The 17,039-nt window shown below is 45.4% G+C and carries 11 protein-coding genes; 3 read left to right on the forward strand and 8 right to left on the reverse strand.

Translation table 11 applies throughout. From position 1 onward, the window contains the following. Nucleotides 1–83: 83 nt before the first annotated feature. From AC1DPK_RS15875 to AC1DPK_RS15885, 3 genes are all read right to left on the reverse strand, one after another. Nucleotides 84–3,935 carry a response regulator gene (locus tag AC1DPK_RS15875; protein ID WP_477510992.1) on the reverse strand — a complete coding sequence of 1,284 codons (3,852 nt, stop codon included), beginning with the start codon at nucleotides 3,933–3,935 and terminating at the stop codon, nucleotides 84–86. 167 nt (nucleotides 3,936–4,102) lie between these two features. Further along, nucleotides 4,103–5,098, reverse strand: coding sequence for an L-glyceraldehyde 3-phosphate reductase (mgrA, locus tag AC1DPK_RS15880; RefSeq protein ID WP_477510927.1), 996 nt, complete (start codon nucleotides 5,096–5,098; stop codon nucleotides 4,103–4,105). Nucleotides 5,099–5,207: 109 nt separating this feature from the next. Further along, nucleotides 5,208–6,653 carry an HD-GYP domain-containing protein gene (locus tag AC1DPK_RS15885; protein ID WP_477510928.1) on the reverse strand — a complete coding sequence of 482 codons (1,446 nt, stop codon included), beginning with the start codon at nucleotides 6,651–6,653 and terminating at the stop codon, nucleotides 5,208–5,210. A 291-nt stretch (nucleotides 6,654–6,944) separates the two neighbouring features. On the opposite strand from AC1DPK_RS15885, the gene AC1DPK_RS15890 reads away from it, so the two are divergent. Together AC1DPK_RS15890 and AC1DPK_RS15895 are read left to right on the forward strand one after the other, a co-directional pair. After that, complete coding sequence (locus AC1DPK_RS15890; protein WP_477510929.1) at nucleotides 6,945–8,081, forward strand: peptidylprolyl isomerase; 1,137 nt, start codon at nucleotides 6,945–6,947, stop codon at nucleotides 8,079–8,081. Between the two features lie 398 nt (nucleotides 8,082–8,479). After that, nucleotides 8,480–9,352 carry an aldose epimerase family protein gene (locus AC1DPK_RS15895; protein ID WP_477510930.1) on the forward strand — a complete coding sequence of 291 codons (873 nt, stop codon included), beginning with the start codon at nucleotides 8,480–8,482 and terminating at the stop codon, nucleotides 9,350–9,352. A gap of 120 nt (nucleotides 9,353–9,472) precedes the next feature. Here the strand turns inward: AC1DPK_RS15895 and deoC are convergent, their stop codons facing one another. Next, a complete protein-coding gene (gene deoC, locus AC1DPK_RS15900; RefSeq protein WP_477510931.1) occupies nucleotides 9,473–10,162 on the reverse strand; it encodes a deoxyribose-phosphate aldolase in 690 nt (229 codons plus the stop codon). 282 nt (nucleotides 10,163–10,444) lie between these two features. Here deoC and AC1DPK_RS15905 point away from each other — a divergent pair, with 282 nt between their 5' ends. Continuing rightward, entirely contained in the window at nucleotides 10,445–12,106 is a 1,662-nt protein-coding gene (locus tag AC1DPK_RS15905) for a PAS domain S-box protein (protein WP_477510932.1), read from the forward strand. A gap of 30 nt (nucleotides 12,107–12,136) precedes the next feature. Here the strand turns inward: AC1DPK_RS15905 and AC1DPK_RS15910 are convergent, their stop codons facing one another. The 4 genes from AC1DPK_RS15910 to AC1DPK_RS15925 all read right to left on the reverse strand — a co-directional run bounded on the left by AC1DPK_RS15910 (nucleotide 12,137) and on the right by AC1DPK_RS15925 (nucleotide 16,900). Then, nucleotides 12,137–13,333 (reverse strand): MFS transporter, encoded by a 1,197-nt coding sequence (locus AC1DPK_RS15910; RefSeq protein WP_477510933.1) that lies wholly within the window; start codon nucleotides 13,331–13,333, stop codon nucleotides 12,137–12,139. Nucleotides 13,334–13,737: 404 nt separating this feature from the next. Then, nucleotides 13,738–14,571 (reverse strand): carbohydrate ABC transporter permease, encoded by an 834-nt coding sequence (locus AC1DPK_RS15915; RefSeq protein WP_076268419.1) that lies wholly within the window; start codon nucleotides 14,569–14,571, stop codon nucleotides 13,738–13,740. After that, nucleotides 14,561–15,469 carry a carbohydrate ABC transporter permease gene (locus AC1DPK_RS15920; protein ID WP_477510934.1) on the reverse strand — a complete coding sequence of 303 codons (909 nt, stop codon included), beginning with the start codon at nucleotides 15,467–15,469 and terminating at the stop codon, nucleotides 14,561–14,563. Before AC1DPK_RS15920 ends, AC1DPK_RS15915 begins: the two co-directional genes overlap by 11 nt. A 105-nt stretch (nucleotides 15,470–15,574) precedes the next feature. Then, complete coding sequence (locus AC1DPK_RS15925) at nucleotides 15,575–16,900, reverse strand: ABC transporter substrate-binding protein (RefSeq protein ID WP_477510935.1); 1,326 nt, start codon at nucleotides 16,898–16,900, stop codon at nucleotides 15,575–15,577. Nucleotides 16,901–17,039: the final 139 nt, after the last annotated feature.

Below are 17,039 nucleotides of genomic sequence, written 5' to 3' on the forward strand. Positions count from 1 at the left end.
GATTGAAGATTTCTGTCGAATATTTTTTGTATCTCTACTATACCTTAACGTTATTAAAGGAACAACAAGTTGTTAGAAATTTGTTAGGTTTTATTGTCGAATACATCTTTCGCTTTCCGAAGCCCATCCAAAAGCCGCTTTAACGTCACCTCTAACTGAATCATAGCTTTTTGCAAATTGTCTGATTCTAGCTCCGGCAGCTTCACGATTCGCTCAACCTCACAAGCCGCCTCTAACAATTCGTAGGCGGATAAATAACCGGCAGCCCCCTTAAGTGTGTGAGCCATTCGTTTGACAATTGTTAGCTCCGATTGCTTAATCATCATTCGCAGCTGGTCTGCAAATGAATCGTAATCAAGCATAAATTGCTCCATCATATGCAGCAAGATCGGCAGTTTTCCATTCACTCTTGCCAGTGCGCTTTCAACGTCCATGCCGTCAATAGACGGCAAACTATCTATATTTGCTGGTTCTAATGTACGTGTACGATCATTTAGCCCAGATTTGACGACCGGCTGAATAGTCGAACCGCTGATTTCCTTCAACCAATAGGAAATGACATTATGAATTCGCTCGGAGGAAATAGGCTTCGTTACCACATCGTTCATCCCCAGCTTCAAATAACGCTCGTGATCATTGCGAAGCACGTTTGCCGTCACGGCAATAATCGGAATATGATCATATTTAGCTTGTGTGCGAATGATGCGAACCGCTTCCGATCCATCCATTATCGGCATATGAATATCCATTAATATAAGATCCCAGCGCTCTTCACCCAGCTTCATCAGCACTTCTTCGCCATTCTCAGCTAAGCCGACCTCGTAGCCCCGCTCCTTCAAAATTTCGATTGCAACCAGCTGATTAATTTTATTGTCCTCTGCTAACAAAATCCGCGTATTTGTCATATTTTGTTGAATCGTTGCTTCGAGCGACTCGATTTCTTGTTCCTTCCCATTCGTGCCATTATGATCCAGAACACTTTCAATTGCACGAAGCATAGCCGTTCTCATGATAGGCTTAATTAACAATGTTACCGGTCTTTGCTCAGCAGGAAGCTGCATCATTTCGTCGCGTCCATAAGAGGTCGTCATAGCAATGGTTTTAACACCAGCTAGTTCCGCATCACGATGGAATTCAAGCCAGGTTTCTGCACCGTACATATCCGGCATCTCCATATCAAGCACGATAAGCTTCGGCAGAGCGCCAGCTCCAATGCGGCGCAGGCGATCTCTAGCCATTTTCCAAGAGTGAAATGGAATAGGCGTCAAGCCAAACGATTCGACAATATCGCTCCAGTGCTCCCGCATCTCGTCATCATCCTCTACGATCCACACGGGCTGCTCCAATAAATCCTGATGAACCTGCAAACGCGGTTCGGTATACTTATGAATAATAGTGAATGGCAGCGTAAAGTAAAACTCGCTTCCAACAAGCGCTTTGCTGGTAACCTTCAGCTTGCCTCCCATTAATTCAACAAATGATTTGGATATGACAAGTCCAAGTCCCGTTCCACCAAACTTCCGTGTTGTTGATCCATCCGCTTGCGTAAACGGTTTAAAGAGCTTCTGGACCTGCGCCTCGCTCATCCCAATCCCCGTATCCGAGATGATAAACTTCACGTCTACCCCTTTATCCGTCTGCTCCACTATCTCCAGCTTCAGCCTTACTTTTCCTCTATTCGTGAATTTGATCGCATTCATGCACAAATTGAGCAGCACCTGCTCAAGACGCAGCGCATCGCCAATAATCGTTTGCGGCAATTCCTCTGGCGTATCAATAATGAATTCAAACTGCTCTTTACCGCCCATAAATACGCTTAATTGATCAGTGATCCGGTGCATCAGCTCCTCAGGCTGGAACGGCTGACGTTCGATGTCGACCTTGCCTGCTTCAATTTTGGAGAAATCCAAAATATCATTAATAATTCGCAGCAGCGTCTCCGAGGAGGTATTCATCTTGTCCATATAATCCTTCTGTGACGAAGACAGCCCTGTCTTGCGCATTAATTGCGTCAAGCCGATTATCCCATTAAGCGGTGTGCGTATCTCATGGCTCATGAGTGCTAGGAATCGGCTTTTCGCCTGATTGGCTTCCTCCGCTTCGAGTGTGGCGCGAACAAGCTTCTCCTGCACCATCTTCTGCTCCGAAATATCTCTGGCTATACAAGAAAAAAACAGCTCACCCGTATCTTCATCCTTATGCGGCACGATGACCATGGAAACGTACAGCGGCTCGCCATTTCGCTTCATCAACTGCGCGTCGCTTTCCCAGTAACCAAACTCTTTGGCGAGCGCTGCTCCTCTCACAAGCTCCGAATACATTTCTGGATGAGAATATTCCTCTACCATATGCACCTGATCCGCATTGCTTTGCAAGCCCAGCATTTCTCTGCCTGCCCCATTCATATAGACGAGCTTGCCTCTTGAGCTGACTGAAGCTATTAAATCCTTGGCTGATTCAACGATGTCGAGCAAACGATTGCGTGCTTTCTCTACATGCTTGCGGTCGGAAATATCGAGCACCATACCTACAACACCAGAGAACCGTCCATTGCGGTCACGCAAACCATTCGAGCTGTGCAGCGTTGGAATTCTTGTTCCGTTTTTATGAATAAAGGTCCATTCCCTCTCATAGGAGAAGCTCGTGCTGCGGAGCTCCTTGAATACTTCAAGACCAGGCTGAACCGTTCTGCCAAGCTGTTCGGTAAGCTTCTCAGCTTCCAAGCGAACCTCATCTAGATCCATGAACAACAGCGGTGTAGCGCTCCCAGCTAGCTCCGAAGTCTTGTAGCCCAGCATCTCTTCAGCTGTTTTATTCAGATAGGTGACCTTATACTGATCGTCGAGCACGATAAATGCATATTGATTCTGATTAATAATTGCCTCAAGGCGATCGAACATTTCTTGCAAATGCTCCATCATGCCGTTCACAGAATGACCAAGCTGACCAATCTCATCATACGGCTCAACTTCAAGATGCTCAGCCTCGAAGCTCCCCGCTGCAGCCTGCTCCGTAACGCCCAAAATACGTTCTAACCGCTTCACAATACGTTCGAAGTAGAGAAAGAAGAAGATAACAATGATTACTTCCGAGACAGCAATCGTCGTGAAAATACGCCAAAAGATCGGCTTTACCTCTTCTTCCAGCTTGGACATTGGCTCTTGCAATGCAAAACGCCATGGCGTTTCACTCACCTTCGTATGAAATACCGCGTACGCTCTTCCCGCTATGTTAATTTCTGAAACACCCTCATAGGAGCCAAGCATTTTCTCGGCAATCGGAGACAAGGAAGACTTCTCATGAAATAAGCCCTTGCTAATGATCTCTTGGTCATCAGAGCTATAGATGATGCCGCCTTCATCATTGAACAAGCGTATAATCGTTTGATCTCCTGTAAATTCAATGAATGGCCGAAGTGTAGCCATGACAATAGAGGCGTACACAACTCCTTTGAGTTCATTCGTAGCCCCATATACAGGTACAACAATAAATGATTGTGTAGCATCAGAAAAAGAAGGCTTAAAAGGGTCCGTAATGACCACTTTGCCTGTAATCGACTCCTGAAAAAATGACTCCATACTCATGTCTCGTCTAATACCATCGGTACGCAGGCCTATGCCTGATTCATCTATATACCCAATCGAGTGATAGATAAAGCCCCCGCGAACGAGCTCACGTCCAAAATAATGAAGACGCTCCTCATCTGTGCCAAAACGGACAACCTCTGTTCGGCTCATCACAATAACCTCCGCCTTGCGGATAGCCATCCATGACGCCAATTCGTTTGCACGTTTGTTTTGCATACTGCTTGTTTTCTCGATTTCGGATTTGAGCATTGCATCCTTGACCGCAGAATAGTTGCCTATTCCGGCAATCAACAGCGGAAAAAAAGAAATGAGAACAATCAAGATCAAACCTTTTGTACGCAACGACATTTTTTTCAAACCACTTCCACCTTTCGCTACGCATGAGCCAAATCTGCCTGACTTTGACACTATTATATCTCTTTCAACTATTATTTGGATAATAAAAAAACGCTAGAGTCTGCATGCCGCAACACTGCGGTTAGCTGCTCTAGCGTCTCATTATCATTTATAGTAAGCTATTCGGCTGCAAGCACCGATTCAATACGGCTAAGCTCCTCGTCGCTGAAATCAAGACGGCGTAGTGCTGCAACATTATCATCAATTTGTTCAACACGACTTGCTCCGATCAAAGCCGAAGTTACTCTTCCGCCTCGGAGTACCCAAGCAAGAGACATTTGGGCAAGCGATTGTCCACGATGCTGTGCAATCTCATTCAACAGCTTAATCTTATTCAATGTGCTGTCTGTAATATGATCCGCCTTCAGAAATACACTTGGTCCTCCAGCGCGTGAATCGGCAGGAACACCGTTCAAATAACGATTCGTCAACAAGCCTCCAGCAAGCGGAGAAAATACGATCGAGCCAATGCCTTCTTCGTCCAAAACATCCTGCAAGCCGTTCTCGATCCAGCGATTGAACATCGAATAGGATGGCTGATGAATAAGGAAAGGCGTACCTAGATCCTTCAGAATAGCGGCCGCTTTAGCTGTTTGCTCTGGATTGTAATTCGAAACGCCGACATACAGCGCTTTTCCTTGGCGCACAATATGATCAAGAGCCCCCATTATTTCTTCAAGCGGTGTATCCGGATCTGGACGATGGTGATAAAAAATATCGACATAATCAAGGTTCATCCGCTTTAGGCTTTGATCCAAGCTGGAAACCAAATATTTGCGTGAGCCCCATTCGCCATAAGGGCCTTCCCACATATAGTAGCCAGCTTTGGTTGATATAATAAGCTCATCACGATATGCTGCAAAATCTTGATTAAGTATTTGGCCAAACATTTCTTCTGCTGATCCAGCAGGCGGTCCATAGTTATTCGCAAGATCGAAGTGCGTAATGCCTAAATCAAATGCACGGCGTACCATGGCACGCCCATTCTCATGACGGTCAATGCCGCCGAAATTATGCCACAATCCTAAGGAAATTGCCGGCAGCTTTAAGCCGCTTCGTCCGACACGGTTATACTTCATGCTCTCATACCGATTATTAGCCGCTAAATAAGTCATGTTCAATATTCCCCCAAACCGTTATTGGAATCGCTTATTGTGCTTATTAAGCATCAACAAACTGCTTCCCGTATATTGTACAACTGCAGCTTGCCAAATGGAAATGCAACTATTTGATCAGCCTTTTCTCCAGCTTCAAATGCGGACTGTTGCGGACGGTTTCCTCGAAAAAGCTCGTTTGCTCCCGTACAAGGCGCTCCCATGCCTGAACGCACACGGGGTCGAAATGTCTCCCGCTCTCCTTTAGGATAATTTCCATAGCTGCCTCATGCGACATCGCCTTTCGGTAAGAACGTGACGAGGTCAAAGCATCATAAACATCCGCTACGGCAGTGACCCGTGCAAGCAGCGGTATCTGTTCACCTGCAAGCTGATCAGGATAGCCGCTGCCGTCCCACTTCTCATGATGAGACCTTATAACAGAAAGCTCCTCCGGCATAAAACCTAATCTTTTGCACAAATCGTAGCCCGATATAGGATGCACCTCAATAATTTCACGTTCCTCTGGTGTAAGCTTGCCTGGCTTGTTCAAAATCGTATCCGGTATTCGCAATTTGCCGACATCATGAACTAATCCGCCTTGCGCAATCGCTCTTAATTCAGCTGAGCTGAGTGAGAGCTCCTCTCCCAGCTTCAAAGCATAGAGGGCTACCCGATAGTTATGGCCTGCTGTGTAAGAATCACGTGCTTCCGTTGTCATCACCAGCTCTCGAACGCTTGTAGACATATAGGTGTTAATCCAATCGCGCGGATTGGCGCGGAACATCAGCTTAATAGACGCTGTAATGGATTTGGAGCTGACATATTGATTTACAATACCCCAAACCATAACAATAACCGAAGCAAGCAATAGGAAATGGTAAAGCCACCAGCTTATATTCCAAGCTTCGCCACTCACGATAATCAGCTGTGCAATAATCATCCAGCCTGAGCTGTACACGATGGCGAGCTGCAATGGAAAACGAGAGGATATGTACGCTTGCAAATACCGATATATTGTCCAGCCATTCAAAGCGATCGTAAATAGGCTTGCGGCCCATTTCATCGGCAATTCCTTAAAATGTAGAAATAGAATAAGATTCGGGTAAAACCAAAGGATGGTGCAAAGGGCAAGAAGCAAGGATATCCATAAGGGCAAAAGCATTCGCTGCAACTGCGCAAACCATTTGATGAGAGGACGATCTACAGATATAGAGGACAACCACAACCATACAACGGCCAGTATAACGCTAAGCTGAGCAGTGCTGCCTGCAGTACTTGAGTGATGCGTTAAAAAACCAGGGGTAGATAAGCCATGCAGAACAAACAATGCAGATAATGATACATAAGATAACGATAGAAAACTAATCTTAATATTGCGAAGGGTAATCGCGACGAATCCTACAGCAATAGCAAGGATCAGTGAGATCAATGCTACGAGACTGACGATATAAAAATGCTCTTGAGGTGCGTTAATGCTCTTATCAAGCTCCGAACCTCGCAACGCGAAATAGCCTGCCAACGGCAAAAGCATTAATAAAACTAAACGTGTGTATACCCACATATTTTTGCGCAAGCTTATTCCTCCTAGATGTCGTTCTTTATATGTATTTGCTGGTAAACATACCGCCTGTGGGAGGCGCAAAATGTAAAGCTTCATTAAAAACCAACATGAAACTTGTAGGATAATGTTGGATATTCGTCTTTTACTATCATATCATCACGGAGTCAACCTATAAATAGTGAAATTTCGCGGAAATACGGATAATTCGAGCCGACAACATATATTTTTATTTTAGATTAAGGTTTTTTCAATCTTGTTTTGTTATAGTAGTTGAAGACAGGTAAATTGAAGGGAGTTTATGGAATGAATAACAAGGAATCGCAGCCAAACAAAGACGCAGAAAACGAATTGACTGCGAAGGAAGAACGTTACGAGCTCGAACAGACAGAAGAGCAGGACAAGCTTTCGGATCAAGATACAGCTATCGAAGAGGAGCTTCAACAAGAATTAAACGAAGAGCTTCCTGAAGCATCAAACGACGAGGTTCGTGCTGCTGCCCTAAATTCGGAGAGCGTTCATCAGGCTCCCAAAGGCGGAAGCGGTAAAGCATGGTTGATCGTCTCAGCAGTACTAGCTATTTTGCTGATCGTCGTATTAATTAAACCGCCATTTGGATCAAGCAATGAAACCGTGGCAACTGTCAACGGTGTCAACATAGGGAAAGACAGACTTTACGATGAGCTAGTTAAAGCAGGCGGTCCGGCTACACTTGAGAACATCATTACACAAGAGCTGATCTTCCAAGAAGCAGAAGCAAATAACGTCAAAGTTACAGACGCTGACGTGGATGCTGAAATTGCGCTGATCAAGAAGAGCTTCGGTACGGACGAGCAGTTCAGTAATGCACTTGCTCAGTACAACATGACGCTTGAAAACTTGAAAAGCGATACAAAAATCAATCTAACGATTCGTAAAGTTTTGGAGCCAAAAACAGACGTAACTGCGGAAGAAATTCAACAGTTCTATGATACGAACAAAGCTGCACTTGGCACGCCTGAGCAAATTCAAGCTTCACACATTTTGGTAGCTACAAAAGAAGAAGCTGACGCTATTCTAGCTGAGCTTAAGCAAGGCGGCGACTTCGCTGCAATTGCAAAAGCGAAATCGATCGACCCAGGTTCGAAAGATAATGGCGGAGATCTTGGCCTATTCGGAAAAGGAAAAATGGTTCCTGAGTTCGAAGCTGCTGCTTTTGCTCTAAAAATCAATGAAATCAGCGGTGTTGTTCAAACCGAAAACGGCTTCCACATTATTAAGAAAACAGCTGAGAAAGCTGCTGTTGTTCCAACGTTCGAAGAGAAAAAAGAAGAAATTAAGAACCAGCTTGTTGCTACAGAAGCAAATGAGCTATCCGAAGCTTGGATGACAGAAATTCGTGCAAAAGCAAAAATCACGAACACACTGACTCCAGCAGCTACTGACGCTCCAAAAGCTGAATAATAGCTAATGCTTTCTTTAAAGGGACTGTGCTTCATAGGTTATTTATAACCTGTGGGCACAGTCCTTTTTTCACAATAAAAAGCCCCCCTTTCACCCGGAGGGATGGGCTTCAGGGAGGCTTTGGCTTCAGAAAGACAGATGAGCCTCTTCAATTTTATGTCATTCTTCTGAAGTTAATATATATTATTCTATGACTATCAATTGGCGTAGATGATTGTTTTACTAGATTCGACCATTTTAAAACAGGCAATCGATCGGTTAGGGATAGTCGTACGGATGACGGGGAGGGCGAAATGACTCTGTAGGCGTGATTTAGGACATAAATAGTGAGGTAGCGTGTATTGCGAATATGATATGATGGTGAAATATGCCATGTACCTATTATTGGAGGGAAACAAGTGAGCAACTACGAAGTACGCAGCTATAAGGATACGTATACCTTGTATGAGTTAACGGAAGAAAGCACGCAATCCCGCATCATTGTATGTCCAGAGCGCGGCGGTATCGTTATCGGCTGCCAGCTGCATGGACTAGAGCTCTTTTATTTGGACAAAGCGACGTTTGAGAACCCCACAGCCAATATCCGCGGAGGCAATCCGATCCTGTTCCCAATTAGCGGGCAGCTTGCTAACCAAACTTATGAGTGGAACGGTCAATCGTACACGATGGCTAATCACGGCGTTGCCCGTACTGCTGTATGGGATGTTGTCAGTACAAAAACGGATGGTGAGGCTTCGATTACAATCCGCCTGCAAAGCAATGAAGAAACGCTGCGCTCCTACCCTTTTGCATTCGAATTGTTGTTTACCTATGTACTGCAGGATGGTCAATTACATACGCGTCAGCTGTACCGCAATCTAAGCGAAGCAGCTGCGATGCCTTTTTATGCTGGCTTCCATCCTTATTTCGCCATTGATTCGGATAAAAAGATCGCATATGAAAGCGATGCTACCCGCTATGTCGATTATAACGATAATGTAGAGAAACCATTTGATGGTGTTATCGACTTGGAAGGACTTGTGGAATCCGTATGCCTGCTCGATGCGAAGAAGAGCGAAATCTCCTTCGTCGCTTTGCAAGGCGCTCGCGTTCGTCTAACTTACGATGACATTTTCAAATATATGGTACTTTGGTCCGTTAAGGATCGGCCTTTCGTATGTGTAGAGCCATGGATGGCTGAAAATGGTGAGCTTAACCGTCAAGAGGAGCTTGTCATGCTGAACGCTGGCGAAGAGCTGCATGCCAACATGACGATTAGCTGCGAACGTTAAGTCCTGTCTCTTTGGACGAACGATTCAGCCATTAAGCAAAAAAAGAGAGGGAAGCCTTGCAAGCCATGGGTTCGGTTCCATGGTGCAAGGCTTCCCTCTTTTCATTTTAAGAGCAACGAACTAATAGCCTTCGCCTTGACCGCCTGTAACGATAGCGATACCAGAGCTTGCTCCAATACGTGTAGCGCCCGCTGCGAACATTTGCAAAGCAGTTTCCCGGTCGCGTACGCCGCCGGATGCTTTCACACCGAGGTCAGGACCTACCGTACGGCGCATCAGCGCGATATCCTCTACCGTAGCGCCTCCCTTGCCAAAACCCGTCGATGTCTTCACGAAATCTGCGCCAGCCTGTTTGCAAATTTCACATGCGACAACCTTTTCTTCATCCGTTAGAAGTCCCGTTTCAAGAATAACTTTAAGCAGGGCTTGTCCTTTAACCGCCGCAGCTACACCCTCAACATCACGCTTCACGCCTTCAAGATCGCCTGATTTCATCAAGCCGATGTTTAAAACCATATCCACTTCCGTTGCTCCAGCTTCAATAGCAAACTTCGCTTCTGCTGCCTTAGATGCCGTCATCGTCGCTCCTAATGGGAAACCAACGACTGTCGTTATGCCTACTCCCGATCCCTTTAGTTCTTCAGCAGCTGTTGCTACCCAGCCTGCATTTACGCAAACCGTTGCAAATTGATACTGCTTAGCCTCGCGGCAAATTTGAAGTACCTCATCCTTTGTTGCATCAGCTTTAAGTATTGTATGATCGATCATCGCCGCTATTTCCGCAGGCGATAAATTCATATCGTTGCTCATTTTGCTGCTCCTCCTCTATCATTTTGATTGCTCCAAACATTGCTCTGCCGGTACGCCTCATCCCTATCCTATCCAAACGAATGGGCGAGATACGCATGATACGTTTCATTATACGAAGCTTTGTTCAAAACAACAATAATATAGCGCCGAAAATACCACATGCTTACTTTTTTGCAGATGATCTTTCCTACAGAAGTCATGTGGACAAACGGATGGTTGTGTTCTATTCTTTACTATGTACTAACAAACTTATCCAGTCTGAACCGCAGAGAGGTGCGCAGCTTGACCTTGTTTTCGAAATCAAAGCGCGAAGCTGATTTATTCGGCAGCGCTTTTCATTATGCCTCAATAGGCATGGCATTAGTAGATTTAGATGGTCGTTTTATCGTAGCCAACCCTTCCGCTCAAACGATGCTGGGTTATGAGGAGAAAGAGCTTATCAATCTTACGTTTGGCCAAATTACCCATCCGGATGACTTGGAAGAGGATTACCGCTACGTGAAACAGCTGCTCGAGGGCGAAATCGACACCTTTCAAATGGAGAAGAGATACTTCAAAAAGACCGGCGGCATTGTAACCGTGCTTCTTTCCGTATCCCTTGTATATGATAGGCATGGCGCCCCCCGTCATTTTATATCGCAAATGATGGACATTACAGAGAAGACGCAAGCCGTGTCGGAAGTAAGGCAGCTTACGATGCGTATCTCCACTATTTTGGAGAGTATCTCAGATGCATTTTTCTCACTGGATCATGAATTTAGGTTTATCTATACGAACAATGCGACTCAGGAACTATTTAAGCGAAACAAGGAACAATTGATTGGTTATAGCATATGGGAGCTATTCCCTTGGCTCGCAGAGTCCATAAGCCATCTAGAATATAGGTTGTCTATGGAAACCAATCAGCACCGCATGTATGAGCAATTYATTCCACGGCTTAATAATTGGTTTGAGTCGAATTTATACCCGTCCGAATTTGGACTCTCCGTTCATTTTCGCCAAATTACAGAGCGGAAGCGAATCGCTGACAAGCTGCTGGAGAGCGAGAAGAGCTTCCGGCTGCTTGCTGAAAATTCAAGCGACATGATCTCCAAGCATGATCGAGATGGGTTATTTACTTATGTATCCCCTGCTTGCTATATGCTGCTAGGCTTTCGTGATGACGAGCTGATTGGATCGTCACCGTTTGTTTTGTATCATCCTGATGACAGAGGGAGAATGCTCGAAAATCAGGAGCTCATTTACAGCAACGTTGAAGCCAATACCATTACTTATCGCATGCGCCGCAAGGAAGGCATTTATCGCTGGCTCGAAACGACCTCCCGCGTCATTTATCATGATGGTGATCGCACGCAGACGATCGTTTCTGTCTCCAGAGACGTTACCCCTCGCAAAGAAAATGAGTTGAAAATGATTGAAAAATATCAATTATTACATAAGCTCTCGCATGTGGATGAGTTGACCAATATTGCAAATCGGCGAGTGTTTGATGAGTCTTGGAACAAGGAATGGCTGGAAGCGCAGCATCACCATATGCCGATCACGCTCATGCTGGGCGATATCGACAACTTCAAATTATTCAATGATACGTTCGGGCATCAAAAAGGCGACGAATGTCTCAGACAAATCGCCGCCGCATTGCGGAGCGCCCTGAAGCGTCCGCTTGATATTGTCGCCCGCTATGGGGGCGAGGAATTTGGATTTATTTTACCTCAAACGAGTGAAGAACGCGCCGACAATATTGCATCTAGACTTCTGGAAGCGGTCAGACAATTAAAAATACCGCATGCAGAATTATCCGGCTGCCAGCAGGTTACGATAAGCTTGGGCTCAGCGACATGGAAGCCTGGCTGCTCCGCTAAGCAAGACGAGCTGTTTACCTATGCAGACAAAGCGCTGTACCAGGCGAAGCGCGAAGGAAAAGATCGATACGTATCACACTAACCACGCGATCGTCGCTGCTGTTTTTCTCGGCTACGATCGCTTTGCTATTTCCGCCAAACCCGCTTGCTTAAGCTGCTTCTCATACACGAAATATACAACTAAGTAAATGACGAAGAACAGACTGGATACGAGATACATCGTCGCATAATTCGACCATGTCGCGACTAGACCAAGCAGCATGGCTCCGCTTCCGATTCCGATATCGAATGCATTATAAAAAGTTGCAGTCGCTACCCCTCTTCGCTGCGGCTCCACCCTGTCAATTACCCAAGCCTGCAAGCCTGGGAAAATAGCCCCGAAGCCCGCTCCATAAAACACCGCTGCAAGCAGCAATGTTCCAGTAGATTTCGTCACATAAAGGATTATGCAGCCCACGATACAAGATATTGCCGCAGGAAACAGTACCCAGAATCTCCCCTTCGAATCGAAAATCCGTCCGCTGATAAAACGTATCAAAAATTCGCTTATAGCAAGGACAAGGAAGAAAAAACCTATATTTTGTACGCCTGTTTCTTTGCCGAACAATGTGATAAAGCTGATAACACCGCCCAGAGACAMACCTACAAGCAGTCCTAATAAAGAAGGCATAAGTGCTTTCGGCTCAATAAACCGCAGCATGAATGAGGTTTCCGTGGCGGACGCTATTTGCGCCTTTGCCCTCTCCTCTTTGGTGTCACCTTTGACGAAGGCCGTACAAACCATCGCAATTAGCAGTATACATGCGCCAACAATGAACAATACGGAGAAACCAAACTCCTCCATCAACCATATGCCAAGGAAGGGCCCGAGCGAAATGGCTACAGCATTCCCTGTACCGAAAAACCCCATGCCCTCTCCTCTTCGGGAGGCAGGTATAATGTCCGAAGCAACCGTTCCGTACAAGGTCGTTGAAATACCGAAGCCTACACCATGCACGATACGAAGCATAAGCATCATCGTAATCGTCACTGCGGCGTAATAGCTGGCCGTACCGATTAAACAAATGGCTACACCGACGAGAAGCAGCAGCTTTTTGCCAAATTTATCAGAAGCCATACCAACAAAAGGTCTTAAAATAACGGCTGAAAAAGTAAATAAACCAATAATGAGTCCGATCTCAGCATCCGACCCGCCTTTATTTGCCGCAAACATCGGAAGTGTAGGCAGCAGCATCTCCAGTGATAAGAACAAAAATAAATTAGATAAAATCAACAAAACAAACGGTTTGGTCCAGAGTGATTCCTTCACCTTATTAATTCCTCTCTTGTTGCTAATAGTCGTGCCTATATTTCCTATAATGGCAAATTGATCTTCTGCACAAAATGGCACTCCTACATGATATCAGCAAAATTGATGTTCGTGACGATGTTTTATTCAAAGAAGGCAAGCTGACCGACGAAGAGTTTGATCAAATCAAGCTCCATCTATTATATTAGGGAAAGAGTTCTGTTTGGAATAATATTTGACAGTACCTATTAAAAAAAGCTCCAAAAGGAGCCTTATCATTACTCTTCTAGTTCACCAGTTTATTTATAATACCATGTTATCGACGTAAAGAATCACTCTTTTAACATATGACTTTTTTTTCGTTTCGAAGTAGCTGCAAAAAACAAACGTCAGTCCATTGTTGGGCTGACGTTTGTATGTGAATATTATTTCAAGCCCGTATTGGCAATGCCTTCAATAAACTTATTTTGAGCCAGGAAGAAAACAACCAGAATCGGGACAGTTGCTATGGTCGAAGCGGCAAGCAGCAGCGGCCAGTCCACGCCGGTATCCGTAGTAAGCAGCGATAAGCCGATCGGCAGCGTGAACAATTCCTTCGTATTTAAATAAATTAGCGGTTCAAAAAACTCGTTCCAGCTATTCATGAATGTAAAGATGCTTACGGTTGCCAATGCGGGCGTGGCAATCGGGAGCATAATCGACCTGAACGTGCGCCACGGCGAACACCCGTCTACTTTGGCTGCTTCATCCAGTTCAATAGGAACGGTAATTAGAAACTGACGTACGAGAAATACACCAAACATCCCTCCCGCTCCAAGCATTGGCGGAAGAATCAGAGGAATATGCGTATCGATGAATCCGAGTTTTGATATCCAGCTGAATAAAGGAATGGCCGTAACTTCTGTAGGAATCATCATCCCGCTGAGCAGGAACAGAAAGATCGCGTTTTTGAATGGAAAGTGCAATCTGGCAAACGCATAGCCTGCCAATGCGGACAAGAAACAAGTGCCTGCCGTGACGAGCACAGCGATATATATACTATTAAAAAAGTAGAGATGAAACGGCATTTCCGTAAACACGCGAATATAATTGAACCATTCCCAAGCTTCGGGTATCCACTGGGGCGGAAATAGAAACACCTCGGAATCCGTCTTCAAGGATGTGCTGACCATCCAAAAAAAAGGGAACAACACGATGAAGGAAACGATTGTTAGAACCAGATAGGATGCAAGGTTGGATGTTATCTTTTTATTGTTCATAATGTACCCATCTCTTTCTCAGTTTCCACTGTATCAAAGTCAGAACCAGGATAATGCTGAACAAAATAAATGCCAGTGCCGATGCATAACCGAATTCGTAGGAGCGGAACGCTTGTTTGAAAATGTAGAAGACCATCACGTACGTGCTAGTTCCCGGCCCTCCGCCTGTCATCACATAGATTTGTCCGAACACTTTAAGAGAACCGATAACGGTTATTATCGTTATCATGAATACGGCTGGCGTAATCATTGGCAATGTAATGGATTTAAAGGTTTCCCAGCGCGAAGCACCATCAATTTTGGAAGCCTCGTAATAATCCTTCGGCACATCGTGCAGAGCAGCCAGGAAGATGACCATGTTCATGCCCACGCCTTTGAGCGCACTGACCACTATAACGGTAGGCATCGTCCAAGTTTCTGAGAAAAGCCAGGCAATCTCCGTTCCGCCAAACGTTCGGATCAGCAGATTGACTAATCCGCCGTCCGTAGAGAAAATAAACTTCCATACGATCCCCCAAACCACGAGGGAAACGACTACCGGCGTAAAGATCGCGGTCCGAAACAAGCCGATGCCCCATATTTTCCGTTTCAATAGCATGGCCAGCAAAAGCGATAAAACAATGTTCAGCGGGACCAAGCCCGCAGAGAAATATACGGTATTCACGACCGTATCCCAGAAGACGGGATCATCGCGCATCGCGTAAATATAGTTATCTAAACCAATGTACGCTGTATCTCCAAATAACGACCAATTCGTAAAGCTCATCACGAAAGCGTACACGATCGGGCCAAACAGAAAGATTATATATCCTGCCACAATAGGCAGTATGAATAAATATCCCATCCACATTTCTTTTGATCTCAAAGATGCTAAACCCGCAGACTTACCTCCGGCCATTCGCGCCTACCTCCTGTTGTCAATATGACGCAACCCTCCCTATAATCTACGAGACCGCCCTATTGTTCATATGGCGATCTCGCAATGCTCCATCGTTCTGGAGGGTTATTTCAATAGAGGATTAATGCTGTCTTCCATAATTTTTAACGCTTGCTCGGTTGTCGTGGAACCGAGCAAAATCGCATCCATGTTTAATGTCACCTGCTCGTCAATCTTGACCCAGTTCGGATGAGAAGGCCGGATTGTACCTTCGGCCAACCGATCGTACGCAGCCACTTTCATCGTTTCAACAGTCGGGAATGGGAACTTGTTAAGATACTCATCGGAGTATAGGACAGACTTTCTCTGCGGCACAAAAAACTGGGCTACTTTAGCTGCATTTTCCTTATTACTAATAAATTTTAAATATTCCAATGCTTCTTCCGGATACTCTGCGTCTTTGAAGATCGAATAGCCTCCAAAGCCGATAGGCACCGTGACGCCATGGTCGCCTTTCGGAAGCGGAGCAATATCCCATTCGAAATCGACTTTGTCACGGTAAGCGCTTGTACGGGTAACGTTTTCAAACGCCATACCAAGCTTACCTGTATCAAAAGTTAACTGCTCGCCGATGCTTGGATGCGCTTTCTTATCGAGCAGCCCTTTAAAGAGATTGATCGCTTTGGCCGTCTCCGGCGTGTTCATAGCGAATTTAGTTGTGTCTTCGTTGAATATTTCTCCACCCATCGCCCAAATCAATGGAATCAGATTGTCGGACCAGTTGGAGGAACTTTGTATGAACTTCACGCCGTATACCCCTTCTTGCGGTTTGGAGATCGCTTCGGACGCTTTGACCATCTCATCGTAAGTCCAGTTGTCCTCTTCATAAAGCTGCATTGGCGACTTCAATCCATTCGCTTCAAACAGTTTTTTATTGTAGAAAACTACCTGAGGCGGCGTAGAGAATGGAATACCGTAGAGTTTGCCGTCCTTTTCAAATGCAGTGAGCGTGGATGGTATTATATCACCGAACGCATAAGCCGCGTCCTCTTTCACGGACGAAATATCGAGCAGCTGGCCCCCATTCATAAATTGCGGAATCATGCGCTCTGAGATCCATACGATATCAGGCGAGGTTTTGGTCGCTGCCATGATCGCCAGTTTCTGCTGGTAGTCCGCCCATGGAATCACGGAAGTTTTGACTGTCACATTCGGATGGAGCTTCTTGTATTCCTCAGCAAGCTCGTCATACAACGCCACCTGGGCATCACTGCCCCAAACGGACATCTTAAGCTCGATAGGATCTTTTGACTCAGCAGCCACTTCCGCACTCGGCGTATTGTTCGCTTTTTCCTTTGCGGCGCCATTATTGTTATTGCCTTTCCCTCCACATGCGCTCAGCAACCCGAGCAGCAATACCATTGACAGCAAGACAAACCCGTATTTTTTCATTTTTATGCCCCTCTCTACGTTTGTAATCGTTTTCTATCACTAGTATAGATCTGATGGCTTCCAGAAAAAATAACGCGAATTCGAGAAAAACTATGTAAATTCGAGTACTTTAATTGAACCAGCTGAATAACAGAACTTC

Source organism: Paenibacillus sp. 01T424 (assembly GCF_056398745.1).